Origin of the sequence: Emergencia timonensis, assembly GCF_900086585.1 — a bacterium.
Classification (GTDB): Bacteria; Bacillota; Clostridia; order Peptostreptococcales; family Anaerovoracaceae; genus Senimuribacter; species Senimuribacter timonensis.
In genome coordinates this window covers 730,440-754,734 of sequence record NZ_FLKM01000009.1, presented here as the reverse complement: position 1 = coordinate 754,734, position 24,295 = coordinate 730,440, and the positions used below count along the sequence as shown (strand labels likewise).

At 46.5% G+C, this 24,295-nt stretch carries 24 protein-coding genes and 1 riboswitch; of the genes, 2 read left to right on the top strand and 22 right to left on the bottom strand.

Going from position 1 to position 24,295, the window contains the following annotated elements:
- Positions 1-38 precede the first annotated feature (38 nt).
- Positions 39-148, bottom strand: a riboswitch (FMN riboswitch).
- Between the two features lie 28 nt (positions 149-176).
- The 6 genes from BN6539_RS14460 to BN6539_RS14435 form a co-directional block, all read right to left on the bottom strand.
- Positions 177-1,190, bottom strand: coding sequence for an NAD-dependent epimerase/dehydratase family protein (locus BN6539_RS14460; RefSeq protein WP_067540021.1), 1,014 nt, complete (start codon positions 1,188-1,190; stop codon positions 177-179).
- 126 nt (positions 1,191-1,316) lie between these two features.
- Complete coding sequence (locus BN6539_RS14455; protein ID WP_067540018.1) at positions 1,317-2,180, bottom strand: GH25 family lysozyme; 864 nt, start codon at positions 2,178-2,180, stop codon at positions 1,317-1,319.
- A gap of 246 nt (positions 2,181-2,426) precedes the next feature.
- The gene (locus BN6539_RS14450; protein WP_067540015.1) at positions 2,427-3,644 is read right to left on the bottom strand and encodes a hypothetical protein; all 1,218 of its coding nucleotides are present in this window, start codon (positions 3,642-3,644) and stop codon (positions 2,427-2,429) included.
- Positions 3,641-4,201 (bottom strand): RNA polymerase sigma factor, encoded by a 561-nt coding sequence (locus BN6539_RS14445; RefSeq protein ID WP_067540013.1) that lies wholly within the window; start codon positions 4,199-4,201, stop codon positions 3,641-3,643. The genes BN6539_RS14450 and BN6539_RS14445 overlap by 4 nt, the downstream gene beginning before the upstream one ends.
- A gap of 196 nt (positions 4,202-4,397) precedes the next feature.
- Positions 4,398-5,459 (bottom strand): HAMP domain-containing sensor histidine kinase, encoded by a 1,062-nt coding sequence (locus BN6539_RS14440; protein ID WP_242869419.1) that lies wholly within the window; start codon positions 5,457-5,459, stop codon positions 4,398-4,400.
- Positions 5,456-6,127 (bottom strand): response regulator transcription factor, encoded by a 672-nt coding sequence (locus tag BN6539_RS14435; RefSeq protein WP_067540010.1) that lies wholly within the window; start codon positions 6,125-6,127, stop codon positions 5,456-5,458. The genes BN6539_RS14440 and BN6539_RS14435 overlap by 4 nt, the downstream gene beginning before the upstream one ends.
- Before the next feature lie 140 nt (positions 6,128-6,267).
- Between BN6539_RS14435 and BN6539_RS14430 the strand changes: the two genes are divergently transcribed.
- Entirely contained in the window at positions 6,268-8,997 is a 2,730-nt protein-coding gene (locus BN6539_RS14430) for an ABC transporter ATP-binding protein/permease (protein ID WP_067540008.1), read from the top strand.
- 90 nt (positions 8,998-9,087) lie between these two features.
- On the opposite strand, the gene BN6539_RS14425 is transcribed toward BN6539_RS14430, so the two are convergent.
- The 12 genes from BN6539_RS14425 to BN6539_RS23120 all read right to left on the bottom strand — a co-directional run bounded on the left by BN6539_RS14425 (position 9,088) and on the right by BN6539_RS23120 (position 18,166).
- A complete protein-coding gene (locus BN6539_RS14425) occupies positions 9,088-9,594 on the bottom strand; it encodes a CarD family transcriptional regulator (protein WP_067540006.1) in 507 nt (168 codons plus the stop codon).
- Positions 9,595-9,781: 187 nt separating this feature from the next.
- The gene (locus BN6539_RS14420) at positions 9,782-11,146 is read right to left on the bottom strand and encodes an FAD-dependent oxidoreductase (protein WP_067540003.1); all 1,365 of its coding nucleotides are present in this window, start codon (positions 11,144-11,146) and stop codon (positions 9,782-9,784) included.
- A gap of 2 nt (positions 11,147-11,148) precedes the next feature.
- On the bottom strand, positions 11,149-11,565 hold the full coding sequence (locus BN6539_RS14415; protein WP_067540000.1) for an RrF2 family transcriptional regulator: 417 nt from the start codon (positions 11,563-11,565) through the stop codon (positions 11,149-11,151).
- The gene (locus BN6539_RS14410; RefSeq protein ID WP_067539996.1) at positions 11,555-12,418 is read right to left on the bottom strand and encodes a 4Fe-4S binding protein; all 864 of its coding nucleotides are present in this window, start codon (positions 12,416-12,418) and stop codon (positions 11,555-11,557) included. The genes BN6539_RS14415 and BN6539_RS14410 overlap by 11 nt, the downstream gene beginning before the upstream one ends.
- Complete coding sequence (locus BN6539_RS14405; RefSeq protein WP_067539994.1) at positions 12,411-12,548, bottom strand: CD1871A family CXXC motif-containing protein; 138 nt, start codon at positions 12,546-12,548, stop codon at positions 12,411-12,413. Before BN6539_RS14405 ends, BN6539_RS14410 begins: the two co-directional genes overlap by 8 nt.
- 11 nt (positions 12,549-12,559) lie before the next feature.
- Positions 12,560-13,108 (bottom strand): TlpA disulfide reductase family protein, encoded by a 549-nt coding sequence (locus BN6539_RS14400; protein ID WP_082907542.1) that lies wholly within the window; start codon positions 13,106-13,108, stop codon positions 12,560-12,562.
- A gap of 165 nt (positions 13,109-13,273) precedes the next feature.
- A complete protein-coding gene (locus tag BN6539_RS14395) occupies positions 13,274-14,023 on the bottom strand; it encodes an alpha/beta hydrolase (RefSeq protein WP_067539988.1) in 750 nt (249 codons plus the stop codon).
- A 91-nt stretch (positions 14,024-14,114) separates the two neighbouring features.
- Positions 14,115-15,320, bottom strand: coding sequence for an MFS transporter (locus BN6539_RS14390; RefSeq protein ID WP_067539985.1), 1,206 nt, complete (start codon positions 15,318-15,320; stop codon positions 14,115-14,117).
- Positions 15,313-16,398 carry a butyrate kinase gene (buk, locus tag BN6539_RS14385; RefSeq protein WP_067539983.1) on the bottom strand — a complete coding sequence of 362 codons (1,086 nt, stop codon included), beginning with the start codon at positions 16,396-16,398 and terminating at the stop codon, positions 15,313-15,315. Before buk ends, BN6539_RS14390 begins: the two co-directional genes overlap by 8 nt.
- Before the next feature lie 33 nt (positions 16,399-16,431).
- Entirely contained in the window at positions 16,432-17,334 is a 903-nt protein-coding gene (locus tag BN6539_RS14380) for a phosphate acyltransferase (RefSeq protein WP_067539981.1), read from the bottom strand.
- Between the two features lie 353 nt (positions 17,335-17,687).
- A complete protein-coding gene (locus BN6539_RS14375) occupies positions 17,688-18,038 on the bottom strand; it encodes an Hpt domain-containing protein (RefSeq protein ID WP_067539978.1) in 351 nt (116 codons plus the stop codon).
- Positions 18,035-18,166, bottom strand: a complete 132-nt coding sequence (locus BN6539_RS23120) for a hypothetical protein (RefSeq protein WP_264473432.1) — start codon at positions 18,164-18,166, stop codon at positions 18,035-18,037. Before BN6539_RS23120 ends, BN6539_RS14375 begins: the two co-directional genes overlap by 4 nt.
- Positions 18,167-18,286: 120 nt before the next feature.
- Here BN6539_RS23120 and BN6539_RS14370 point away from each other — a divergent pair, with 120 nt between their 5' ends.
- Positions 18,287-18,580: a hypothetical protein gene (locus tag BN6539_RS14370; RefSeq protein WP_067539975.1), complete on the top strand. Its 294-nt coding sequence runs from the start codon at positions 18,287-18,289 to the stop codon at positions 18,578-18,580.
- 31 nt (positions 18,581-18,611) lie between these two features.
- On the opposite strand, the gene BN6539_RS14365 is transcribed toward BN6539_RS14370, so the two are convergent.
- Genes BN6539_RS14365 through BN6539_RS14350 form a run of 4 tightly spaced genes read right to left on the bottom strand, consistent with a single transcriptional unit; the run spans position 18,612 to position 24,294 of the window.
- Positions 18,612-19,949, bottom strand: coding sequence for an APC family permease (locus BN6539_RS14365; RefSeq protein WP_067539973.1), 1,338 nt, complete (start codon positions 19,947-19,949; stop codon positions 18,612-18,614).
- Between the two features lie 18 nt (positions 19,950-19,967).
- Complete coding sequence (locus BN6539_RS14360; RefSeq protein WP_067539970.1) at positions 19,968-21,131, bottom strand: AfsR/SARP family transcriptional regulator; 1,164 nt, start codon at positions 21,129-21,131, stop codon at positions 19,968-19,970.
- Complete coding sequence (locus BN6539_RS14355; RefSeq protein ID WP_067539967.1) at positions 21,122-22,654, bottom strand: amidohydrolase; 1,533 nt, start codon at positions 22,652-22,654, stop codon at positions 21,122-21,124. Before BN6539_RS14355 ends, BN6539_RS14360 begins: the two co-directional genes overlap by 10 nt.
- Before the next feature lie 8 nt (positions 22,655-22,662).
- Complete coding sequence (locus BN6539_RS14350) at positions 22,663-24,294, bottom strand: amidohydrolase (RefSeq protein WP_067539964.1); 1,632 nt, start codon at positions 24,292-24,294, stop codon at positions 22,663-22,665.
- Position 24,295 lies beyond the last annotated feature (1 nt).

Genomic DNA, 24,295 nt, shown 5'->3' with positions numbered 1-24,295 from the left:
CAAAAAGAGAAAAACGCATCCAGTTGCATATAACCGAAAGCTTTCTTCTCCCGTCCAGACTAACTGTTGGCTTCGGAATTAAACCGAATTAGCGTATTGCTCGCGGGCTGTACCGCCAGTAGAGTAAAACTCGTTTCCGAAGAAAGAACACATATTATCTTTTACAGAATAGCACATCATTTTCCTATCGTCAATCGTTTATTCTCCATCAACCAGCAGACAGTGTCCGTTATGGTTTCCTCCATGGGCCGATTACAATAGTGCAGTTCCCTCCTGGCCTTTTCGTTGGAAAAGGATGATTTTGCTGTCAGAGTGTAGAGTGAATATCTGGTATACAGAGGCGGCTGCCGCAGTAATTTATAGTAGATTTCCGACAGTGGCGCTGTGACTTTTGCCAGACCCATGGGCAGAACGAGAGAGATTTTTTTCTTCCCGCTGATCTCAGCAATCTGATTCAGAAAATCTCTAATGGTAAAGAATTGGTTCGATAATATGTAGCACTGGCCGCTTCTGCCAAATTTGCAGGCTTTGATGGCTCCGTCCGCTACATCACGCACGTCCACAAAATCGTAGCCTCCTCTCACGCAAGCTTTTAAGCGACCCTCCAGGAAGTCCAAAACCATCTGCGTCAGGTGGCTGCTTCCGAAATCATAAGGGCCAATCATGCCCGAAGGCTGCACGATACAGCCACAAAGTCCACCCTGCCGCACTTTTTCTAATATATAGGCTCCCGCCTCCGCCTTTGTTTTGGCATAAAGCCCTATTACACGTTCTGGATCAAGACAATCTGACTCTGCAATTATCACATCCTCTGGCGGCTCCGCAATGGCATGTACACTGTTTACATATACAAGCTTCGCCCCCGTCTCAAGGCACATCTCTGCGATGTTTTTTGTTCCGTCGACGTTAACCCGTTGGACAGCCGGATTGTACTTCGTTTTAATATAAACCAGACCCGCGCAGTGAATCACATATACTTTGGCCCCGGCTTCTACATCAAACAGCTCCCTTAAGCTTTGGAGATCAGTAATATCTCCTTCATATATGCTGCAGTTCAGCCCCTTCAATGCAGCAGTAGATTCGCCCGGTAAAATCAAGGCTCTTATCTCACAGGACTCGTCGCTTAACTGTCTGATGATATTGTTGCCAAGAAATCCATTTGCGCCTGTTATGATATAAATGATTCTCATAGTATGCCTCCAATCTTCAGTGGTGACAGTGTTCTCCTATGTATATTTTATCATACAATTCTTACTTTGGGTCAAAAACTCTGTGCCGGCAAATTGTTACCGGCACAGAAAACTGATTGCTTATGATTATTTCTTCATAGCTTTCGCTTTTTTTAGACATGCTCTGCCGAAAAGACCGTCTACATAGAGGCCATTCCTTCGTTCAAACCATTTTACGGCGGCAATGGTTTTATCGCCATAAACACCGTCGACTTTTAGATCCCTGCCGCACCAGTTGAGAAAACGCTGCAGTTCTCGAACTTTGCGGCCTTTATCGCCCCGTTTAAAATAACCTCTGAAAGGCAGAGAGAGCGGTCCAGGGTAAGGCTCTTTTTTCTCTGGCGGTTCCTCTGAGCCAGAATCACCCGTATAATCCTTATAACTCCAGTCCAGGTCAAAGGTGCCTGGCACGCCAGAGAATTTTCCTCCACTGGAAAATTGCCACATAGCCGGCTTCCGGTAGTTTGTATGGGAGTTGTATTGTGCAACCCATACATCGATACCGGAGAGACTGCCGATTTTCTCTGTCAACCAGTAGTAGGAAGCGTATACGCCGCAGGGATATCCCAATCTTTTCACTTCCTTTACGAAGGCTTTGATGACTCTGGTCAAAGCCGTTTTAGAAAGACGGCCCTGGGTAGCAGCATCCTCTACATCCATCCAAATTGGATATTGCAGCTTCTTGCCACGGCAAAGTCTGACTGCATGCCTGGCTTCTAGTTTCGCCTGTCTCGTGTTCACTGCCGTGGAATAATAGTAGGCGCCGAAATCCAATCCCGCCGCCTTGGACTGTCTGTAGTTGTTGTCAAAGGTACTGTCTACCATCGTTCCGCGATAGCCGCCAGATCTGGCTATGACAAACTCTATATTACTTTTTTTAATTTTCTTATATTGTTTTTCTGTGAGCCATCCATTCCAATAACTCACATCGATTCCTTTTTTTCTTACCATAATTACACCCCAGGTTTATCTTATGCGAATGTTCCGCAAAGGGGCACACAATTATAAAAACCGAGTGCATAACGAAGCGGTGCTTCTATGCACTTATGTCGCCCACAAGGGGCGACTCTTCGCAGAGTACGTTTCTTGAAACATAGGAAATACGTCCTCCGGACAATATTTCCTATGTTATAAAAAAGAGACAGCAGCACAAATGGATCATCAGTCCTTTGTGTTACCGTCTATTTAAAATGCATCTTATTCAGCTGCATTTGGCATATTGGAGATATATTCTCCTTTCACAGCCGGAACATAGTAAGTTGCGTATTGCGCCAAACCGCTCGTCTCACTTTCTGTATCCTGGCTTCTGATATCAAATGAATAGTACGGAAGAAATGTCTCGAAGGTTCTACCCGTCAAGTAGACTAAATTGACGTTTTCAATCTGCTCTATAGCCGGCAGCGGGTTGTCTCCAAAGGTAATATAATTTCCCTTTTTCAGAAGCTTCTTTGCTGCACTCGCGCTGATAATCGGGTAACTGTCTATTTTTCTACTGCTGGACAGACTGTCGTTTAAGGTAATTGATTTCAAGTTCCCCGTTTCATCGGTTTCAAAGATCATTTTCTTCATGCTGTAGTTGATGATTTCATCCTTGCTGTCTCCCACGTCGTCATAACCTTTGATAATCCATTTGAGGTTCCCCGTTTCATCATATACAGCAGAGGTTGACTGCTTTGGGTTCTTAAACGACAAGAGACTGCCGTATGCCTCCAACAAATATTCTGACACAGATTCCGCTTCCACTTTATTCATTTCTGCAGGAGGGTAACGGTATTCTTCTGGCACTTCTACACTTTGAAAAAAGTTAATCACTGTGTGATGATCGCTAGTCACAGAAATCTCTCCTATATCTGTAGTCGCCGTAGCCTTGTAGGCTGTAGCAGCAGTCGTTCCATCTTCAGCGTTGTCAATACCGCTTTCCTGCCCTTTATCGTAATTGATATCCTGTACTTCTGCATCAAGACTTGCCGCTATCATTTCGACCTGGTCCTTCAATTCCTTTTCATCGATAGGCGCCGATTCACCTTCTGCTGCAGTAAACATCGTGTTCTTGTATACGGGCATCTCTTTTACATCCAGTGTTTCACTCCAAGGGCTTCCGTCGTCCAGTAGAGATTCACCAGCCGCTTTCTTTGTTACATTTTCCTTTGGAGGGTGATTGGTATCGATGGTCAGCTTCGGCAGATTTAAAACCGTTTTCTGTCCGTTATCGCCTGAGATTGGCTTTGATTCCTCCGCCGGCCAAAAATGTACACAAGTAAAGACGGCAATGAGCAGACAAGCCGCCAGGCTGCCGTATCTGACCCACAGCTTTCTGATCGGCCGCTTCGCCTGCGGACTTTTAAACTCTGCCGCTTCTTCAATAAAATCATCGTCTATATTGCCTATCGCCGATAAAAATTTATCGCTTTTCATAAGTGTATCTCCTCACTTTCAAGATGAAGTTTTAAATCGTTTCTCATTCTGAATAACATGGTGGTCACTTTATTGGGATTCATAGCAAACTGGTCTGAGATTTCTTTGATAGAATTCATATACCAGTATCGCCTGACGAATACCATCCTGTTCGCCTTCGGCAGTCCTGCCAGAAATCGATTGATTGCATCCACCAAGACCATCTCGTCCACCAAATCCTCTACCTTTCCATTAGTGGATAAACATTCCTCTAGCTCCGCCAGAACCAGATCGGTTTGTCCTGCACCGCGTTTCTGGGTGTTGTATCCCTTGTATTTATTCAAAGCCAGATTTCTCGTAATTTTACCCAGAAAAGTAGACAATCTGCTCGGTTTATGAGGAGGAATAGCATTCCAGGCTCTCATATAAGTATCATTTACACATTCTTCTGCGTCTTCCGAATTGTAAAGAATGTTGTAGGCTATGTGGTTGCAGTATTTATCGTATTTCTTCGCTGTCTCTGAGATAGCCGCTTCAGATCGCTGCCAGTATAGTTCTACGATCTTGCTGTCCTCCATAGTTCCTCTCCTTTCCCAAAGAGCAAGCCCCTTACCCTTATACACAACTTTTTCCCGCTAATATTTCAAATATGATGCCATATACTTTTTTAATTACAATCGCAGCACATGATTCAATGAACGCTTCCTTGCGACAACGTCGTAAGATTGTGCGTTCATTATACCACAAATAAGCAACTAAAAATAGAATCGGCATTTACATCTCCATATTCCTATCTTGCGGCAGTCTGATTTCAAATACGGTCCCCTCTTTCCCTGTGCTGGCGATTGCAATACTTCCACCGTGCAGTTCGATGATTCTTTTCGTAATGGTAAGCCCCAGGCCATTTCCTTTTGTGCCATGAGAGGTGTCCCCTTGATAAAATTTATCAAAGATATGGGCGGCTGTTTCTTCACTCATTCCCTCACCTTGATCAGCAAAGGAAAAAACAACAGTCTGCCCTTGCAGATGAATTGCAAGCGAAATTGTTCCGTAGTCAGGCGAAAATTTAATGGCGTTATCGAGAAGATTTATCCAGGCCTGCTTCAGCAAGTCCTCACTGCCATAGAGAAAGATTTCTCCACAATCAAAAGTTATGTCAATATGTTTATCACTCCACTTGCGGTCAAGAAGGGCGATAACCAGACGAAGCTGTTCACTGACGTTATAGTGTTTTTTATCAGCCAGAATAGACTGCCGCTCAATTTTGGATAGATTAAGCACATTTGAAGCTAGTTCTGCAAGCCGTTCTGATTCATCGATAATCGTATCCAAATATTCATTTCGTTCATCGGTCGTCAAATCGTCCCGCTTCAGCATGCGGGCAAAACCGCGAATAGAAACGATAGGCGTCCTAAACTCGTGAGAGAAGTTATTGACAAAATCGTGACGCAGCATCTCTACGCTGCCGATTTCCTCCGCCATGTGATTAAAGCTTTCGCTGAGCTGCTTGAACTCGAGCGGTCCTTTGAAATAAATCCTCGTACTGTAATCTCCCGCGGCAATTCTGTCCGTCGCCTTCATGATTTTGCGCAGAGGTGACAGGGGACATTTGCTCACCATGGCAGCCAGGACGGTGCCCGTTATCAGACTGACTAGGGCAAATAAAAGCAGAGGCAGACTCTTAAGCTGAAGCCCTGTCACGATTTGCAGGCGGAAGAGAAAATACATGCCGCCAAATACCAGAAGTATCGTCAGCAGCATGATGAAAAAGACAATCAAGGCAAACAGCAGAGACAGTTCCAGTTTTTGAAATCTCTTCTTTTCTCTGAATATCAAAGAATCACCACCTTGTAGCCAATTCCACGGATGGCGATAATCTCAAATTCAGGCCAGCCTTCAAACTTCTTCCGCAGGCGGTTAATATGGACGTTGACCGTAGTGTCAGCCGAATTAGATTCCATGCCCCAAACCTCGTCCATCAGTTGTAATCTGGTAAAAATCTGTCCTGGGTATGAGAGCAGCTTGTACAGCAAGTAAAATTCCTTCTGCGGCAGAGTCTGGCTGCTGCCGTCTTTCGATACAGTCAAGGCATCATAGTCGAGAAGAACCTTGCCGACACGCAGCTTTCGCTCATTGGCAATCTTTGCCCGACGGAGCAGCGCTTTGATCCGCAGCAGCATTTCCTCTTCGTTGACCGGCTTGACCATATAATCATCGGTTCCAACCAGAAAACCTCTGCATTTCTCTTCTGGGAGCTGCTTAGCCGTAATCATGAGAATCGGCGTATTATCCCCACAGTCTCGCAGCTGTTCCGTGAACGCATACCCGTCCATCTTCGGCATCATGACATCGAGAACAATCAAATCGATATGCTGCCGGTCCGTCACCTCCAGTGCTGCTAAACCGTCTTCTGCCTCAAAGACTTCATATCCTCCATGGCTGAGCACCGCCTTCATCAGCATGCGCGTGCTCCTGTCATCTTCTACAACCAGTATCTGAAACATCTCTTCTGCCTCCTTTTTATACTGCTTACAGTATAGCATAAAAATAAACTGAAAATAAACTTCTCATTGTTTATTTTCAGTTTATAAAAATGGGTTAGAATAGATATTGTGGCAAAGAAGTAGAAAAGGGGTGAAGGGAAATGCTTCAAATAGAGCATATCAGCAAACAATACACAACCGGGGATTTGACGCAGACTGCGTTAAAGGAGGTCTCGTTAAATCTCCGTGACAATGAGTTTGTCGCCATTCTGGGCCCAAGCGGCTCAGGAAAGACGACACTGCTCAATATCATCGGCGGTCTGGACCGCTACGACAGCGGTGATTTGATTATCAATGGAATCTCAACAAAGGAATACGAGGATCGGGATTGGGACTCCTATCGCAACCATACCATAGGATTTGTATTCCAAAGCTATAACTTGATTCCTCATCAAACGGTGTTGGCAAATGTAGAACTGGCGCTGACAATTTCGGGAATTTCAAAATCAGAGCGTCGAAAACGCGCCGCACAGGCCCTGGATGAGGTGGGACTTGGCGATCAGCTTCATAAGAAACCAAACCAGATGTCCGGCGGTCAAATGCAGCGTGTCGCCATCGCCAGAGCCCTGGTCAATAATCCGGATATCTTGCTGGCTGATGAGCCTACCGGCGCCTTAGACACAGAGACCAGCGTACAGATTATGGAGTTATTAAAGGGCGTAGCCAAAGACCGGCTGGTGGTCATGGTAACACACAATCCAGAGCTGGCTGAAACTTACGCAACTCGTATCGTAAAGCTGCGGGACGGCAAAATTATCAGCGATTCCGCTCCATTTGAACTTGATACAACCTCGCTAAACGCACCGAAGTATCAAAATATGGGAAAATCATCCATGTCATTTCGTACTTCTTTATCGCTGAGCTTCAATAATCTGCGGACAAAAAAGACCCGCACCCTGTTGACAGCCTTTGCCGGTTCCATCGGCATCATCGGTATCGCTCTGATTCTGGCTCTCTCAAACGGTGTCAACATCTATATTACCGACATTCAAAAGAGTACCATGACAGCTTATCCCATATCTATTCAGGAGGAGTCCATAGATATGACCAGCATGCTGGGCAGTGTAACACCACACAACACCGATAAGCTGAACCACGCTCTGGACGGGGTGTACTCCAACGGGGAAAGCGTGGAAAAGGCTTCCCAAGCAGCTACCAGTATTGTAGAGAACAATCTGACTGCCTTTAAAAAATATCTGGACGATCCGGACAGTGAGATCAGCCAGTATGTAGGGGAAAATGGCATCGTCTATTCCTACGATACGAAGTTCAGCGTCTATACCTACGATTCTGATGACGTCCTGCTCAATACCGATGGCAGCACTCTGTCAGAGGGAAAACAAGCTGCGAAATCTGCTATGGGCGACATGACCCATATGAGTGAGGCGATGGGTAATTCTTCCGAAACCACGGAAAACTTTGAAGAATTGATTCCAGGCAGTGGCGAGGCGATGATCAGCACGGCCATCACGGACAGTTACGACGTCCTCTACGGCGCATGGCCATCATCTTATGATGAACTCGTCTTAATCCTGGACGAAAACAATGAGATTTCTACAGAGACTCTCTATGAGCTGGGAATCCTTCCCTCTTCAGCATACGACAAATTGATGGAAAAGATTGCAGACGGCAAAAAAGTCAAGTTAGAGACGGAAAGCTGGAGTTATGAAGATATCTGTAAACAAGACTTTTATCTGCTTCCCGCTTGTGACACCTATGAGAAGAACGAAAACGACACCTTTGATTCCATTTCAGAGGACAAAGCCGAACTGAAGTCGCGGCTGCAGGACGCAGTCAAGCTGAAAATAAAAGGCATCATCCGACCAAAGGAAGATGCTGCCAGCGCCTCCCTCTCTGCGCCGCTGGGTTATACCAAGGCTTTGACCGATTATCTCATCGATTATACAGATGACAGCGCCGTCGTAAAGGCGCAGAAAAAAGATAAGAAGGTCAACGTCCTCAGCGGTATGATCTTTGATCCCGGCGACGACGACAACAAAGTTGCCGATGCGAAAACTTACCTGGAAAATCTGGGCGTTTCTGAGAAGGCCAAATTGGCCAAAGAAATACTTCAGTCCGTCTATTCCAACGATCCGGCCAGGGCTTCTCAGATGATGGCTATGGGCGAAGAGGAGCTGGCATCTGCGCTGGACTCGTATCTGCAGAATCCTGAGGATGACGTGCTGTTATCAATCTATGACAACTATATTTCCAGCGGAAGCTATGATGATAATTTGAGCACCTTCGGTGTCGTCAGCCTGGACGCACCTTCAGCGATCAATATCTATACAGACAGTTTTGAAGATAAAGACGCCGTTTCGGGCTGTATTGAAAGCTATAATCAATCTGCGAAGAAGGCCGATCAAATCACGTATACGGACTATGCAGAGCTTTTGATGTCATCAGTGACGACGATTATCAACATCATTTCATACGTATTAATTGCCTTCGTCGCTGTTTCGCTGCTCGTGTCGTCAATCATGATCGGCATCATCACTTATATCTCTGTTTTAGAGCGAACGAAAGAAATCGGCATTCTGCGGGCTATCGGCGCGTCAAAACGAAATATTACGCAGGTGTTCAACGCAGAGACCTTTATTGTAGGACTTTGTTCTGGAGGCATCGGGATCGCTATTTCACTCTTACTGTTGATTCCTGGTAATGCTGCCATTCACGCGCTGACAGACACAACCGATGTCAATGCGGCTCTGCCGGCAGTCAGTGCTATAATACTCATCGTACTCAGTGTACTGCTCACTTTGATCGGCGGCTTCATACCGTCAAAGAACGCGGCGAAGAAAGATCCAGTAGCGGCGCTTCGTACGGAATAAGATGCATGAAAAAAGCACCATTGGCAGAACTATGCTGCCGATGGTGCTTTGCTCATCATAAGAATATTATTTTCAATACCGATATGTCGGTTAATTTTCTTCTTCTACCGATTTCGTTATATACTCTTTGACGTCTTCCTTGGGAATCCCCAGCGCCACAGCCAGTTCACCATGAAGCAGTTCTTCGGCCCGCCTCATATATTTTTCGTCTACCTGGCCTAGTTTTTTACCGCGCTCTTTTGCGTCACATTCCTTCAAATAGACGTCCCGGACCAATTTCAAAAGGTCCTTACACTCATGAGAGTCAAAGAAAGACTGATAATGTTCGCTGAGAAATCTCATGTTGTTATTCTCATATATTTCCGCTTTGACAGAAGGAATATCCGCAATTAATTCTTCAGCCTTTTCCTTTGTAATCACATGCCGCATAAATATCTTGGTGTCAACAGGTGTGAAGATTTTCCCCTCCTGATACTGCGGCAAAAGTGTATAGTATAATCTTTTTTTCCCCAGCACAGGAATATCAGGCATTCCAATGGCATCCACTTTACATACGCCTTCGTTTCCATAGATTATTAAATCACCAGTTTCGTACAAATGATTTCCCCCTTCTCTCTACTACATAAAAAGACGCGTCACTTGCGGGCAACAGGACTGAGCGTTCCCCAAACAAACAACACGTCGCCTAATTTATTTTAACATACACTTATATATATGTGCAGAGAACTCATTTTATGACTCCAAACAGGGTCTGACACATAATTTTAAACTCCTGAACCGCCCCTTATATCTCAAATAAATCGTTGAGGGCTTCACTCATGGTCGGATGTGTAAAGATCTGATCTTTTAACACATGATAATCTGCGCCTAAATCCATGGCCAGTTTCACGGTATTAATCATCTCATAAGATTCTTCACAAAAGAGCATCGCGCCGAGAATCTGATTGGTATCAGCGTCAATGATCGCTTTTAACAGACCTTGCGGATTTTTCAGCACCTGTGCCTTGGGAATGGCTGCTGCCGGCAGCTTGGCTATTTTTACGCGGTATCCGGCTTTGCGTGCTTCTTCCTCATTCAGTCCAACTCTTGAGAAGGACGGGGTGAGGAATACGCTGTAGGGCACATTTTTTCTTCCCGCCTGTGAATACTGCCCGCCGTTCATCTGCGACCAGATGATGCGGAAATCATCTAATGAAACATATGTAAACTGGAGGCCTCCCTTGGCGTCACCCATAGCCCAGATATTTTCTGCCGTAGTCTTCAGATTCTCATCTACGATGACGGCGCCTCGCTTGTCTAATTCCACACCTGCCTTGTCAGCCTGCAGTTCTGCAGTATTGGCTTTTCTGCCAGTTGCGATGAGAACCGCCTCCCCTTGAAGAACAGTCTCTTCACCCCTCCAGTTTAAAAGGACTTCTGCCTGACCGCTTTGAGCTGTAACTTTCTCTGTTTTAGCGCCAAAGTAAAAGCTGACGCCTTTTTCTTCGAGGACCTCTTTTATCGCGTCGGCGATGTCTCTATCTTCTCTCGGAATAAAAACCTCTCCATCCTGGACGACAGAAACCTTTGCCCCGAAACCTGCATACATCGATGCAAATTCTAATCCGATATAACCACCGCCGATGATGACCAGATGTTTTGGCAACTGGTCCAAATCCATCAGAGACGCACTCGTATAGACATAAGGGTTATCAGCCAAACCTTCGATGGCCGGAATGACCGGTGTACCGCCGGTGTTGATAAAGATCTTTTCCCCCTCAATGGCGACAGTTTCCTGATCCGTTACGATCTGCACTACTGTATTGGAAACAAAAGAAGCCTTGCCCAAAATCACGTCAATATTGGGATTATCGGCTAGTTTGCCATAATTTTTTCGGCGAAGCATATCTGTCAGACGACGTTTCTCTTCAATAGCCAGACGGTATTTTTCAGCCTTTTCTTCAAATGAAGCTTCTGTCTCGAGAGCCGCCAAACCTGAACTTCTGACCAAAGATTTAGAAGGAATACAGCCCACGTTGATGCAGGTGCCTCCGTACATTCCAGCGTCTTTTTCAATCATGGCTACTTTGCTGCCTCCAGCGGCGAGTTTGCCCGCCAGTGTCTTTGCGCCTTTACCAAATCCAATCATAATTGCATCATACTTTTTCATGGTCAATCCTCCTTAAAAATCTTTTGATTAATATCCTCGATGGTAATTGATTTGAGTCGTGCTCTGCACTCTTCATTGAGTCCTTCATAGATTCCGTCCATAATCCCAGCCATACCAGAAGCAATCAGGCATTTCATCTCAGGATTACCGGACTTCCAGGATGCTTTGACGAAGTCCACGTCTAAAGCGTCTCCAATTTGGCAGAGGTTGATTTCTTTTGCATCCTTGGCCATAGAATATCCGCCTTTGACCCCCTCTTTCGTGGTCACAAAACCGGCTTTTTTCATCTTTGCCATCACTTTTCTGATCCGCACAGGGTTGGTACAGACGTTTTCCGCCAGAGTCTCGCTATCCAGCGTTTCACCTTTGTGATTTAAAAACACCAGTGCATGCACTGCTATGGTAAATTCACTTGTCATTTTTTCTCCTTTTCCGTAACGCCCCTGTCGGGCAGTTTTTGATACAATCGCCGCACCTGATGCATTCTGGGCTGTTGGGGTTCTCCCATACGTTAATGTCCATTTTGCAGGCATCCTGGCACTTACCGCATTTTACGCACTTTGCCGTCTCTACCTCAAATCGCTGAAAGGCAATGGGGTTAAACAGGCCGTATGCCGCGCCCAACGGGCACAGGTATTTGCAAAATGGCCGGTATACCATCACTGACAGCAAAACCAAGATGATGAGAATCGCCATCTTCCAGGCGTAGAGAAAACCGATGGTCTGCCGCAGCGGTTCACTGGCAAGGACGAGAGGAATCCCGCCCGCCAAAGTCCCGCTAGGGCAGATGTATTCACAAAACCAGGGTTTTCCCTGCCCGAACATGTCTACTGCAAAGAGCGGGAGCAAGATGACAAATACAAGCAAAATTACGTATTTCAGCCATTTAAGGACATTGTGTCCCGGCAAGTTTTTCATTTTCTTCACAAATGGGATCTTGTAAAACAGGTCCTGTACAAGCCCAAAAGGGCAGAGCCAGCCGCATACAAATCTTCCTAAAAGAGAACCGAACAGCAGCAAGAAGCCGATGACGTAAAAGGAAAATTTATAATCTCGGCTCCCCAGCACTGCCTGCAATGAGCCGATGGGACAGGAGCCCAATGCGCCCGGGCAAGAATAGCAGTTAAGTCCGGGCACACAGAAATTCTTTGTCGGACCGGTATAGATCTTTCCTTGCACAAATCCGATCAGATAACCGTTGGTCACGGCTGTAAAGACTATCTGTACCCATAATCTCGTTCTATCTCTCGTCTTCTTAATCACTTTAACCAATTCCGATACACTCCAGACATATTTTTGTCGCCTTCATAAATACAGTTGCCATCTCTCCCCGCATAGCTCCAGCAACAATAAATATGATACCAGAGACCGCCAGAGCACCGGCAAATAGCGTTCTTCTCATAATGCCTCCTCCTAAATCTGACGCAGTAGATCGTCGATGATTTTTTTCCAGTTCGACTCGCTTTTGGAACCTGTAATCACCTGGCCCACCTGATTTCCGTTCTTATCCACAAAGAAGGTCGTCGGCACGACCTGGACATCCTTTAATGGGCCATTCACTAAATCCGTGTTTAAGACGATATGACTATAATCGGCGCCGGTCTCTTCAACGATTTCTTTGGCCGTTGCATCCTCTGCATCGTAGGTGTCGCTGACGATACCGACAATCTGAAAGCCTTTATCCTGATATTCCTTAGAAATCTTCCCCAGGTCCGGCATTTCATCGATACACGGTCCGCAGTAAGTCGCCCAGACGTTGACCATGGTCAAATCTGCTTTTGCAAAAATATCCTCTGTAACTACGCCGCCGCCCAGAAGTTCACCCTCAAAATCTTCAAATCCTGCGCTGCTTCTTTTGTCTGCCGGCTCCACGTCTTGTGTATCACTGCCGCAGGCAGCCATGGTCAGCACAGCGATCATCACCACAACTAAAACACCTGCAATTTTCCTGCATTTTTTCATCTCCATCCTCCTAATCTGTTACTTAGTTATTTACAGTTATCCTTTTCTGTAATTATAAATGTTACAGTTAAGATTGTCAATGGTTTTTTGCATATTTTTCTATTGCATAAACGCCTGCCCTTGTTGCCGACAGTTTCAACTGCATCTGCCAGCTTTTAAACATGCTTAATACAGATTCCGCTCTACAAAGGATTGAAACCCTTCCAGCAGATAAGCGTAGTCCTCCGGGTGGTAGTAAAAGTGTCTCGACCTGCGCAGGACAGAGACTTCCACTTTTCTGTTGCCCTGCAGATATCTGATGGTGTTCATAGAGACTAGCTCATCATTTTCAGACTGAAAAACATAGCAGGGAACATCCAGCAAAGGCAGCAGTCCTCTCGTTCTTTTGATTTCCTTGAACAATTCCATATAACGAGGCAGCCATCCCGCATAAGACCAGACTTTCCTGCTGGGCTCCATACTGTAAGCGTTTCTGGCTGCTACAGCTACGGCATCCTCTTCAGATACGCGGTCAAAGATGACTTTCAAAGAGTTAAGCGGGGCAGAAGCCCGCAGAAAAAGTTTTAGCGGCACTGCCATCAAAAATAATCCTCTCACCTTTTCCCGGTGGGCGACTGCCTCTGAAAGGGCAAAAAGCGTCCCCATGGAATGGGCCACAATGAGAACATGATCGTACTGTTCGCTCAGATGATGCATGATACGGCTGACCTGACTCTTCCACTGCTCCATGGATGAATGAGAAAAGTCTTTGGCCGTTTTCCCATGTCCATCCAGAAGAATATTAAAAATCGACCAGGAGGCGGGAACGAGAGGAATAAAATCGCGAAAATGCTCTGGCGTCCCCAAAATCCCGTGTATGAATAAAACCGCAGTATCACTGCCGGCAATTTCCCTGATATAAGGTTTATGTGACAATGAAATCACCCCTTTGCTAAATGCAGAACATGCCGGACCAACTCGTTCTCGCCACTCGTCAGTCCAGCATGTCTATTTCTTATATATGATTCTATTTCTTATCCTTACCGCATGCACCATTGAGTACGATCCAAAGCACGAAGGCGCCTGCCGCACAGATGATGATGGCCAGAAATGTGGTGTCATATTTTCCGCCTGCGCTCTCAACCAGCTTGCTGGAAATCATCGGTCCCAGGATTGCCGCCGGAATCAAAGAGAAATTTCCTAAGCTGAAATTTACAGGGAAATGCTTCGGTCCGTATTCCCGATTGATAAAGGCAGAAGAAATCGTTGGATTTCCGCCGTAGGAAATACCCATGCACAGAAGGCCCAGTAAGATCAATATCATCGCAGAAGTCTTTGCTCCGAAAAACAGAGATACGCCGGCCACAGCCATGACGACCATGTTAATCAGCATGGTATTTTTTCTTCCCAGTTTGTCAAAGACACCGCCGATGATAACGCGCCCTGCCCCGTTAAATACGGAAACCACCATACCTACGATAGCCGGTGCGCCAAAAGCGATTGCGATAGACGCCGCACTGTTGATGACCATCAGACCGGCAGAGTTGGCTATAATACACCAGATGATAAAAATCCAGAAAGAAGATGTCTTCAGCATTTCGCCTGTCGTCATCCCTTCCAGCGCGGGAGCCGCCCCGCCTTCACCCTTTGGCGCCTCCGGATTCTTTATAAACAGAGAACCGACTACCAGGACAACAAAGATGATAATGCCCAGAATCATAAAGGTGGTAAATACTCCTTTGCTCGCAACTAAGCTGGTAGCCACGCTGCCCAGAATCAGAGCGCCCAGGCCGAACCCCATCATCATGATGCCAGATGCGAGACCCGGCTTGTCAGGAAACCACTTGTTCATCGTCGAAATAACGCTGTTGTAGCTGAAGCCTACGCCCGTACCGCCTAGAACGCCATAGCAGACATAGAGCATGGTCAGGCTGGAAGCGGAATTTTCAGGATTCAAACGGGACACACCGAAAAAGCCTATCAGAAGCAGAAGGCCCGATATCATAATGATGTATTTCGGTTTTAATTTCGCCGATAATTTACCTGCTACGAATCCGCCTAAACAGAAAAATACCATAGAAATCGTGAACGTCATGGATAACTGGGACAAAGACCAGTCAGGATAGACTTGACCAAATGGTTCCTTAAACAGAGACCATCCGTAAATCAACCCACAGAAAATCAGTAAGATTGTACCTACGCCCAGGTACAGCCATCTCTTGTTATTAGACATTGGAATACTCCTCTTCTACTAAAATTCTGGCTGTTTCTAAGCCAGTAAGAACACGTAATGCTCCGTTTGCCAGGGAATCCATTTCCTTTTCGCCAGGAATGACTTCTACTGGTGCAATAAATTCGACTCGTTCTTTGACGGCTTTTGTGATATAGCTTGAATACGCAATACCGCCGGTGAGAACAATATAGTCAATTTTTCCATTCACGTCGACAGACAGTTTCGCAATATTCTTTGCAATATTCAGAGCCATCGCGTCGTAAACCAGCTTCGCATGCTCATCTCCTGCTAAGACCAGCCTCTCTACCTCTCTGGAATCTGCAGTGCCAAAGTGAGAAACCAGACCGCCTTTTCTCTGCATCTGTTTCATCATGTCGTCTTTATTTTCATATACGTCGTAGCAGTAATCTATCAGGCTGTAGCCTGGAAGTCCACCGGCTCTTTCCGGTGAAAATGGTCCTTCGTCATCAGAAATCATGTCCACCAGCCTGCCGTGTGCGAAGAGTCCGACGGAAATGCCGCCGCCCAAATGAACGCTGAGGATGTTGTGATCTTTGTAGTCAATGACTTTCTGCTCGCAGAGGTTCAATACTGCAGCCCTCATATTCAGATTATGGCCTCTGCCGATTCTGAATATATCTTTGATACCGGTTATTCTGTAAATTTCTTCCATCTCATCTACTGCCACCGCATCGTAGATATAGGCCTTGCAGTTGGCCTTCTGCGCAATTCTGTAAGCGATGGGTGCGCCCAGGTTAGAGGCATGGTGCAGTTGAGGTCTATATTTCAGACAGTCCAGCATATATTTGTTCACCTCATACGCGCCGGTGTGAACTGGCGGCAGAAGACCGCCTCGGCCTACGACAGCGTCAAAGTCTTCAATCCGTTCGCCGTGTTCTTCACAGCATTCTTTCACCAGATCTGCTCTGAAGTCCATCTGTGAATAGATATCAGCAAAAGGGGCCAGCTCTTCCTGTGTATGGGAAATGCTCTCTACCCACTGCTGATCCCTCTCCAGATAAACGGCGACCTTCGTGGAGGTGGACCCTGGATTGATGACCAATATTCTATAGTCCATCGGTGTTTCTCCTTTCTTAGTGCTCAATCAGATTTACGAAATCAAAGAAGCCAGCGCCAGAGAAACAAATTTTTCTTCTGTAGATGCGCTTCTCGAAGTCAATACAACGGGCACTTTTGCCCCGATTACTACGCCGGCCATCTTAGAGCCGCCGCACAGGACCATGGCCTTGTGCATCATGTTGCCCGCCGCAATCGTAGGTGTCAGGAACATATCAAATTCGCCGCAGTAAGGACAATCGTATTTCTTGACGGCAGCGATTTCCTTGCTCATGGCAATGTCAAAGGAAATCGGTCCAACAACATCGCACCCCGGAATCTCACCGTTCTTATTCATCTCAACCAGAGCAACCGCGTCGGTAGTTTCCACCATTTTCGGATTTACCTTCTCTACGGCGGCCAAAACTGCGACAGATGGATTTTCGACGCCCAATTTATGCAGAACTTCCACACAGTTCAATATGATGTCCTGTTTCTGCTCCAAGGTAGGGTAAGGAATCATACCGCCATCGGAGACGGCCAGCAATTTGTTCATCTGCGGTACTTCGGTATATGCGAATACGCACATCGCTCTGCCCGTATGGAGACCGTTTTCTTTCTTGACCAGAGGTTTCAATACGTCCTTGGTATCTACCATCCCCTTCATAATGAATTCCGCCTCGCCCTTTTTTATCAGCTCAACGGCTTCTATTCCGCAGTCAGCCGCAGTTTCGGCGTTGATGATCTTATAATCCTTCGGAACTTCGCCTAACTTTCTGAGTACAGTTTCAATTTCCGCCACGTTTCCGATCAAAATCGGCTTTACAAGATTTATTTTCTCTGCTTCTATAATCGCACACAATACGTGTTCATCTGCTGCACCGGCGACAGCGACGGTCTTTGTATGCGGATTTTCCTTACATTTTTCAACCATTTCACTAAATTTGCTATAAGCCATTCTTTATCTCCTTTTGTAAAACAATGCGAACCTTTGCTTCATCTGTCATTATTTCCATTATACTATTTATTTTAACGAATCCTATGATCAATGTCAAATTATTTTTTAGGTTTTATAACTTTTTGTTTGATGCCCTTCTTTGTGCTGTCCGCCTCTCCCTGGACCCATAACAAAAAAACAGACAAAATTCCCTTACATTTTGTCTGTTTTTCTGATGACTTATTTCATAAACCGTTCTCATTGCTTTCTTTCGTGATTATTTTAGTAATACTATTCAAAAAAGTCAAGCAATTTTAGTATATGCACAACAATTTTATTATTTTTTCTAGTCAGAATACCAATTTTTTAACTATTCAGATTTCCTCTATCAAATGCATCAACTGCAGATACTTCTCTTCCAATGGGCCGAAGAGATCATAAGCTGCCTGAGGCGCGCCGCTGCGAAAATGCTGCATCATCTCGTCAGTAATGGCAAAAATCGGCGTCAAACCCAGATTGGCAGAAACACCCTTCAGGGTGTGGATATGCATCTGCGTTTCTTCATCGTTTCCTTCTTCTCTCGCTCTGACAGCATCGGCAAAGCTGGTATCCGATGTAAATTTCTTGAGTATCCGTTTGTACAAATCCTCGTTATTCATAAATCTTTCCATGGTGCCAGATACGTCGACTCCGTTGGCACTTAATTTATCTAAGTAGTCGCTCATCTATATCCCTCTTTTCGTTTGCTGACAAGATAGATTGTCACAGGGATAATCGCAGCAAAGCTAAATACTAAACCGCACAGGATACATACGAATTTTGTAAATTCTTTTTTATCTTTTCTAAACATCATTCCGCCCTCCTTATGTCATCATACCATAAAACCATTCGAGGGTCAATGAATGTTGTCCTGCACTTACAGCACTTCGAACTGCAGTTTTGGCTGCATTCTAAAGTAAACCAGGAGGCCATCATGTCGCCGTGGAAAGATGCCAAAACCCAGCGCCTTCCCCGCCCTGCTCATTTCTTTTGCTCCCACATTCTGCGCGACGAAGGCCGACATGGCCTGCATAAAGAAGATGGGACGATGCCAAAGGGAATTGACGATCAGCCAGGATCACCAGAAGGGAAGTTCAGATTGTTGCACAGGTATACATCCTTTCTTTTTTCAACAGAAAAGCCGAATAAAATCCTGGGCGCACCCAGCATCTTATCCGGCTTCATACTTGCGATGATTAGCCATCTCCGATGGACAAAATCAGTCTAACATCAACACCAGCCATTGTCAAGAGGTAGGATTAGGCTTCTTTTTCCGCCTGTTTCTTGAAGTAAACGTGATACAGAATGTAGCCTGCAATCGGAATGACGACACCGATTACAGAATTCATCGGATCTTCCCAAAGGGTCGTGACCAACACTACGAGAGAAAGCAAAATGGTCACTGCCGGCAGCACCGGATATCCCCACACCTTATACGGTCTCTCCATGTCAGGATATTTCTTTCTGAACACATATACAGACGATACACCCAGTGTATAATAAATCCAGGCGCAGAATGCAACCAGCGCAGTCAGCTGTTCAAAGGTTCCAAAGAGAATCAGCAGCGAGGATACGATCATTGTGGCAATCTGCGCGTTAACTGGCGTGCCAGTCTTAGGGTTGATCTTTGCGAAGACTTTAAAGAATCTCTTGTCTCTGGCCATGGCGAAGTATTCTCTCGGATAGGCTAGAATACAACCGTTGCAGGAGCCGAAAATCGCAATCAGCGCGCCTACTGTAACTAATACGGCGCCTGGTCTTCCGAAGAGGGCTTCTGCCGCCATCGTTCCAGGGGCTTCTGTCGCTACGATTTCGTCAATCGGCAGCACTTTCAGCAGGGCGAAGTTAAATAGTACGTAGACCAGGGTAACGCCTAATACGCCAATGGTTACAGCTTTCGGCAGGTCTTTTTTCGGGTTTTTCAACTCTTCTGATACGATGTATACGGAGCTCCACCCGTCATAAGCCCACAGCGCCGCTACGATGGCCAGCGCAAAAGCACTCAGCGGGTTTAGGCCCTGTCCAGGAACGATATCCATCGGATTGTTCATCTTACCCATGATGAAACCACAGGCGATGATAATTGCGATTGGCACCAGCTTGGCAATCATGAAGATTCCCTGCACGTTGCCGCCCTTTTTGACACCAGCCATGTTAATCAGTGATAACGCTACGATAATTGCGATAGCCATGGCTTTGATCTGCCACTCCGTCAGCGGCACCAAAATGCTGAAATACGTTGAAAATCCAACTGCAAGAGCACTGATAGAACCTGACTGTGATATAAAAAAGTCCGTAATGCCCATGGAAAATCCTATTCCCGGTCCATAGGCTTTGGAGATATAGTTGTATGTACCGCCCGCCTGCGGCATGGAAGTACCAAGCTCTGCATAGCATAACGCTGCCATCAGAGACATCAGCCCTGCGATGACCCATGCCAGGACGGCAAATCCGGCTGACAGCCCTGATCTCGAAAGTACGTAGGTACTTACATAGAAGATACCGGAGCCAATCATAATTCCGCCAACGATAGATACGCTGTGGAACAAGCCCAGTTCTTTTCGCAGTCCCGTGTTTGTTTCTTGTTTATTAGACATATTTTCCTCCTAAACTGTTTAAAAGATTATTTCGATATTTGGATGATCCAAATGATTCGACAAATAGGTGATAAGCTGTTTTGTCTTGCTGTCCAGGCATTCCGCATCTTCGGCTTGAATGGTCAGTTTTCCTTTTTCACCTAGATACTCCAATAGTTTCTTGATCGTATAAAACAGGTAGATTTCCGGCAGGTTCTGTCCGTCCAGCTTGTCAGAGTACTGCGGAAACAAAATGGCAAGGCCCCGCTTCAAGTAGTCGGGAACCAGACTGCCGTCCTCTACTACAGATTCCAGCAGTGCGTAGATTCCTTCATATTCCATAGGCGCCGGAGACGACGATGGAAGGAGAAGAAGGCGGCTCTGTTTCTGGTCCTCTAAGGCAGTCTGCTGGAAAATCAACTCTGATGCCTCTTCTGAAATTTTCTGGTAGAAAGCTCTCGTCTCTTCCATCGGACTGATGTTCAGTTCTTCCCCCAGTATTCTTACACACTCTTTGTACTGGCAGATGGCCTTTGCTCTCTCCTTGTTCTGATAGTAAAGCTTCATCAATTCCAGATGCACTTCTTCCAAAAGGGGGTCCATCTGCAGCAGTTTTTTTAGGCAGGTTATGGCCTTTTCCGTCAGATCTTTTTTCTGATAGATTGCGGCCAGATCCTTGCAGACTCTTACCAGATTTTGGTTTACAGCCTCTCTCTCAAACATGAGCCATTCCTCAAAAGCGGCGCTCCCTCTGACATAGACGCCTCCTAAAACGCTGCCTTGATAAGCATCTGCCGCAGACTGCAGAAGAGACGTTTTTGTCTCCAAGTCATCCGCTCTGTAACCCGCCCTCAGGTTAGCCCAAAATTCAATCAGGTCCACCTTGATATCCAAATTTTCGTTGAGGCCGCAGACGTTTCGCTCTGAGGATATGATGGACACCTCTTCCGTACAAAGGTTGGCAAGCTCCTCCGTGCAGATTTTTTTGATGTAGGATAGATTCTGCCTCAGATTAGAGCGGGCATTTTCCTCCTGCTGCTGCGGCCAGAAGATCTCGCTGAGCACTTCTTTAGAAACAGCCTGTCCCTGCTTTGAGGCCAAATAGAGTACCATGGCGAAAGCCTTGTTATTCAATTTTGTAAACGCCTCTTTGCCATCTATTTCTATATGTGGCCTCTGAAGCAGGTAAATCTTTATTTCCATTCTGCTTCCCCCTTAGAATAGACGATTTGTCCATTCTTCATGGTCATAGTGATGCCGATGCTGTCTAAATCCTGTGGGCTGACAGCAAAAGGGTCCTCATCCAGCACCACAAGGTCTGCCTGAAAGCCTTCCCGAATCTGTCCGATGGAAGTCTCTGCAAAGTTGGCATAAGCGCCATTGACCGTATAAGTCTTAAACGCTTCGTAGAGAGAAATCCGTTGTGTTTCTTGGCTGTGCAGCAGGCAGGATCTGATGGACGTCAACGGATTCAGCGGTGTGACACTGTATTCAGAGCCGCCGCAGACGATGCCGCCCTGCTTGATGACCTGTCCGACAGGATTGCAGGACTGCCATCCGCTGCCCATGTTCGCTGCATACATCCCCTGACTGCCGCCCCAGAGAGCGTCATAATTGGGCCGCATAGACAAGATTAAACCCAAGGCGATGGCATTTTCTATCTGATCCGAAGTCGGCAGCACAAAGAGTTCCAGCCTGTGCCTGTGATTTCCTGCGCCTACAGCTTCAAAGGCCGACGAAAAGGCAGTCAGCGCCTGGTCTATGGCTCTCGGTCCGATACACGAAAGTGCGATCTGCAGGCCTGCCGCATGGGCTTCTAAAACAAATTGATTGACGTCGTCCTGTGAATAGTACAAGGTGCCGTTGTGATTGCAGCCTCTATAATTCCCGGCCAAGGCCGCATTTTTAGAGCCGATGGAGCCGTCCAGATAGATATTTCCGCCAATTCGCGAAAGGCCCATCTCTATCATTCTTGCCACATCCATCGTCTGAGGAAAGAGCAATATGCTTAGAGCGCTGTTTTTGGCATAGTCGTCGACAATATCGATGTCACGTCCTGAGAAAAAGGCCCCGCCTTCCATGGCGTTCACCGTGGTGATACCATAACGAAAGGCTTCTCTTTCCATATCACGGACCGCTTTCCGCCGCAGATCGTCGCTGACAAAGTTGGTGTACAGCTTTCTTCTGGCAAAGCCGCTGGCCTCTCCACGCAGGACACCGGTAGGCATTCCCTTTTCATCCCTGATAACGCCTGATACGCTTCTGGGAATCTGCAGCATGTTATAGGCGGTGGTGTTGACTACGGTTTTATGAAACTCCGTCCTGCTGACCACGATGGGGTGGCTGGAAGAAACCTTATCCAGATCCCAGCGGTTAACGTCGATGGTCTCTTCGTTGTAGCCGATGCACCACACCAACTCCCCGTCTTCAAACGCCAAAGCCCTTGCCTTTAAAAGCTGCAGAAATTCTTCTTTTGTCTCGGCGTTGATTTTGATGCAGTACTGCAGAAGTCCGCTCTGCACCATATGAATATTGCTGTCGATAAAGCCGGGCAGAACTGTTCTGCCTGCCAAATCGATCATTTTGGCGCCGAAGCAGCGCTTTGGAAACTGATCCCTGTCTCCATAAGTATGAACGATCTTGTCCCCGCAGACAGCAACGGCTCCATAACGCGCTTTTTCCCCCTCCATGGATATAAAGTTTCCATTGTATAAAATATAATCCATGTTTTCACCTATTTTTGATATACGATTTCACCGCCGACCACGGTCATCAGGACCTCAGTGTCCATGATGGAAAGCGGATCGATGGCATATAAATCTCTATCCAGTACGACAAAGTCTGCGTACTTTCCCTCTTCAATGGTTCCCTTTTTGTCCTCTTCAAACGTGGCGTAAGCTGGTCCAGTTGTAAAGGCGTGCAGGGCGTCGCTGACGGACAATTTCTGCTCCGGGTGGTAGCCGCCTTCCGGCTGCTTGTCGTAAGTGCATCGACTTACCGCCGCATAGATTCCGTGAAGAGGGCTGTATTCCTCTACAGGGCTATCGGAGCCTGCCGCAATGACGACGCCAAGATCTTTGAACTTTTTCCAATTATAGGACATCGCTGCTCTATGTTCCCCAACCCGATCGCGGACAATGGCGATATCCGACGCCAAGAAAATCAGTTCCAAACCGCCAATGATTCCGTATCTGGCAAAATCTTCAATAATACCTTCTGTGGTTATCTGGCAGTGGTCTATGCCGAAGCGAAGATCCTCATCCGGATGGTCTTCGATAATTTTGATAAAAGCGTCCAGAACCGTCCTCATGGCTCGATCGCCGATACCGTCAGACACCAGCTGCAGACCGTGATCAAAACCCATGCGGGTCAGAGCTTCCAATTCTTCTCTGCTGATGTACATCTCTCCTATATTATCTGCCATCCCCGCCGGATTATCACTGTAAGGTTCTCTCAGCGCTGCTGTTCTGCCGCCCAGGGAGCCGTCGGTAATGGTTTTAAATGGTCCGATGCGGAAAAAGGGACTGCCGTCGCCTGTTTTGTAGCCCAGCTTTATGAACGCCTCTAGTTCTTCAAGCGTCGCCAGGTGGAGCATCAGATTGACGCGCATTGGCAAAAGTCCATCCCGATCCAGTTCCTCATAGGCCTGGAGAATTTCTTCAAAGTTACCTGCCCTAAGCAGTTCAAAGTCGTCTGTCTGTGTGGAAGTCATGCCGCTGGTAATATACTTGTTGCAGGCTGATAAAATACACTTTTTGATCCTGTCAACGCCTAATTTGGGAATGATTTTATAGACAATCTCCGTCGCCAGACCTGTCAAAATGCCGTTTGCCGTGTTATTTTCATCTGTAAGAATCATACCGCCTTCAATCTGAACCGGGTTTTCATAGATGCCGGCCAACTGCAAGACGTTGGTGGTCACAACAGAAATCTGAGCGCAGGTTCTGGTCAGAACCACATAATAGTCGGCAAATTCTTCGTCCAAATCCAACCTGGTCGGCATCTCTTTCGTGTCAAATTGATTTTGGTCCCAGCCTCTGCCCTCGACCCACTGACCTTTCTGAATATCGTTGTCTTCGATGTACTTTTTTACGCGTCTCTTCAATTCTTCCAAGCTTTTACAGTCGTTGAGATCCGCAACCTCCAAGCTGTAACCATAGCTGAGCAGATGGAGATGGCTGTCGTTAACGCCTGGCAGCAGGGTCTTTCCTGCCAGATCGATGACTTCGGCCTCTCCCGCACAGGCGAGGACTTCTTCGTTGCTGCCCACACAGCTTATGATACCGTCTTCTACGGCTGCCGCTTCAAATCGGCTTTCTGCCTTATCCATGGCATAACCGTTGGCGTTGATAAAAACTCTCTTCATG

Excerpts from the sequence above, each read along its gene's own strand:
- BN6539_RS14405 (WP_067539994.1), bottom strand. The coding sequence starts at position 12,548 with ATGAGAAGAACGCTATTTGCCGGTGCTCTGGCGGTCTCTGGTATCATA.
- BN6539_RS14375 (WP_067539978.1), bottom strand. The coding sequence starts at position 18,038 with ATGAGCGACTACTTAGATAAATTAAGTGCCAACGGAGTCGACGTATCT.
- BN6539_RS23120 (WP_264473432.1), bottom strand. The coding sequence starts at position 18,166 with ATGATGTTTAGAAAAGATAAAAAAGAATTTACAAAATTCGTATGTATC.
- buk (WP_067539983.1), bottom strand. The coding sequence starts at position 16,398 with ATGGACTATAGAATATTGGTCATCAATCCAGGGTCCACCTCCACGAAG.
- BN6539_RS14390 (WP_067539985.1), bottom strand. The coding sequence starts at position 15,320 with ATGTCTAATAACAAGAGATGGCTGTACCTGGGCGTAGGTACAATCTTA.
- BN6539_RS14370 (WP_067539975.1), top strand. The coding sequence starts at position 18,287 with ATGTCGCCGTGGAAAGATGCCAAAACCCAGCGCCTTCCCCGCCCTGCT.
- BN6539_RS14435 (WP_067540010.1), bottom strand. The coding sequence starts at position 6,127 with ATGTTTCAGATACTGGTTGTAGAAGATGACAGGAGCACGCGCATGCTG.
- BN6539_RS14360 (WP_067539970.1), bottom strand. The coding sequence starts at position 21,131 with ATGGAAATAAAGATTTACCTGCTTCAGAGGCCACATATAGAAATAGAT.
- BN6539_RS14400 (WP_082907542.1), bottom strand. The coding sequence starts at position 13,108 with ATGAAAAAATGCAGGAAAATTGCAGGTGTTTTAGTTGTGGTGATGATC.
- BN6539_RS14445 (WP_067540013.1), bottom strand. The coding sequence starts at position 4,201 with ATGGAGGACAGCAAGATCGTAGAACTATACTGGCAGCGATCTGAAGCG.
- BN6539_RS14365 (WP_067539973.1), bottom strand. The coding sequence starts at position 19,949 with ATGTCTAATAAACAAGAAACAAACACGGGACTGCGAAAAGAACTGGGC.
- BN6539_RS14380 (WP_067539981.1), bottom strand. The coding sequence starts at position 17,334 with ATGGCTTATAGCAAATTTAGTGAAATGGTTGAAAAATGTAAGGAAAAT.
- BN6539_RS14460 (WP_067540021.1), bottom strand. The coding sequence starts at position 1,190 with ATGAGAATCATTTATATCATAACAGGCGCAAATGGATTTCTTGGCAAC.
- BN6539_RS14355 (WP_067539967.1), bottom strand. The coding sequence starts at position 22,654 with ATGGATTATATTTTATACAATGGAAACTTTATATCCATGGAGGGGGAA.
- BN6539_RS14430 (WP_067540008.1), top strand. The coding sequence starts at position 6,268 with ATGCTTCAAATAGAGCATATCAGCAAACAATACACAACCGGGGATTTG.
- BN6539_RS14350 (WP_067539964.1), bottom strand. The coding sequence starts at position 24,294 with ATGAAGAGAGTTTTTATCAACGCCAACGGTTATGCCATGGATAAGGCA.
- BN6539_RS14450 (WP_067540015.1), bottom strand. The coding sequence starts at position 3,644 with ATGAAAAGCGATAAATTTTTATCGGCGATAGGCAATATAGACGATGAT.
- BN6539_RS14455 (WP_067540018.1), bottom strand. The coding sequence starts at position 2,180 with ATGGTAAGAAAAAAAGGAATCGATGTGAGTTATTGGAATGGATGGCTC.
- BN6539_RS14415 (WP_067540000.1), bottom strand. The coding sequence starts at position 11,565 with ATGACAAGTGAATTTACCATAGCAGTGCATGCACTGGTGTTTTTAAAT.
- BN6539_RS14420 (WP_067540003.1), bottom strand. The coding sequence starts at position 11,146 with ATGAAAAAGTATGATGCAATTATGATTGGATTTGGTAAAGGCGCAAAG.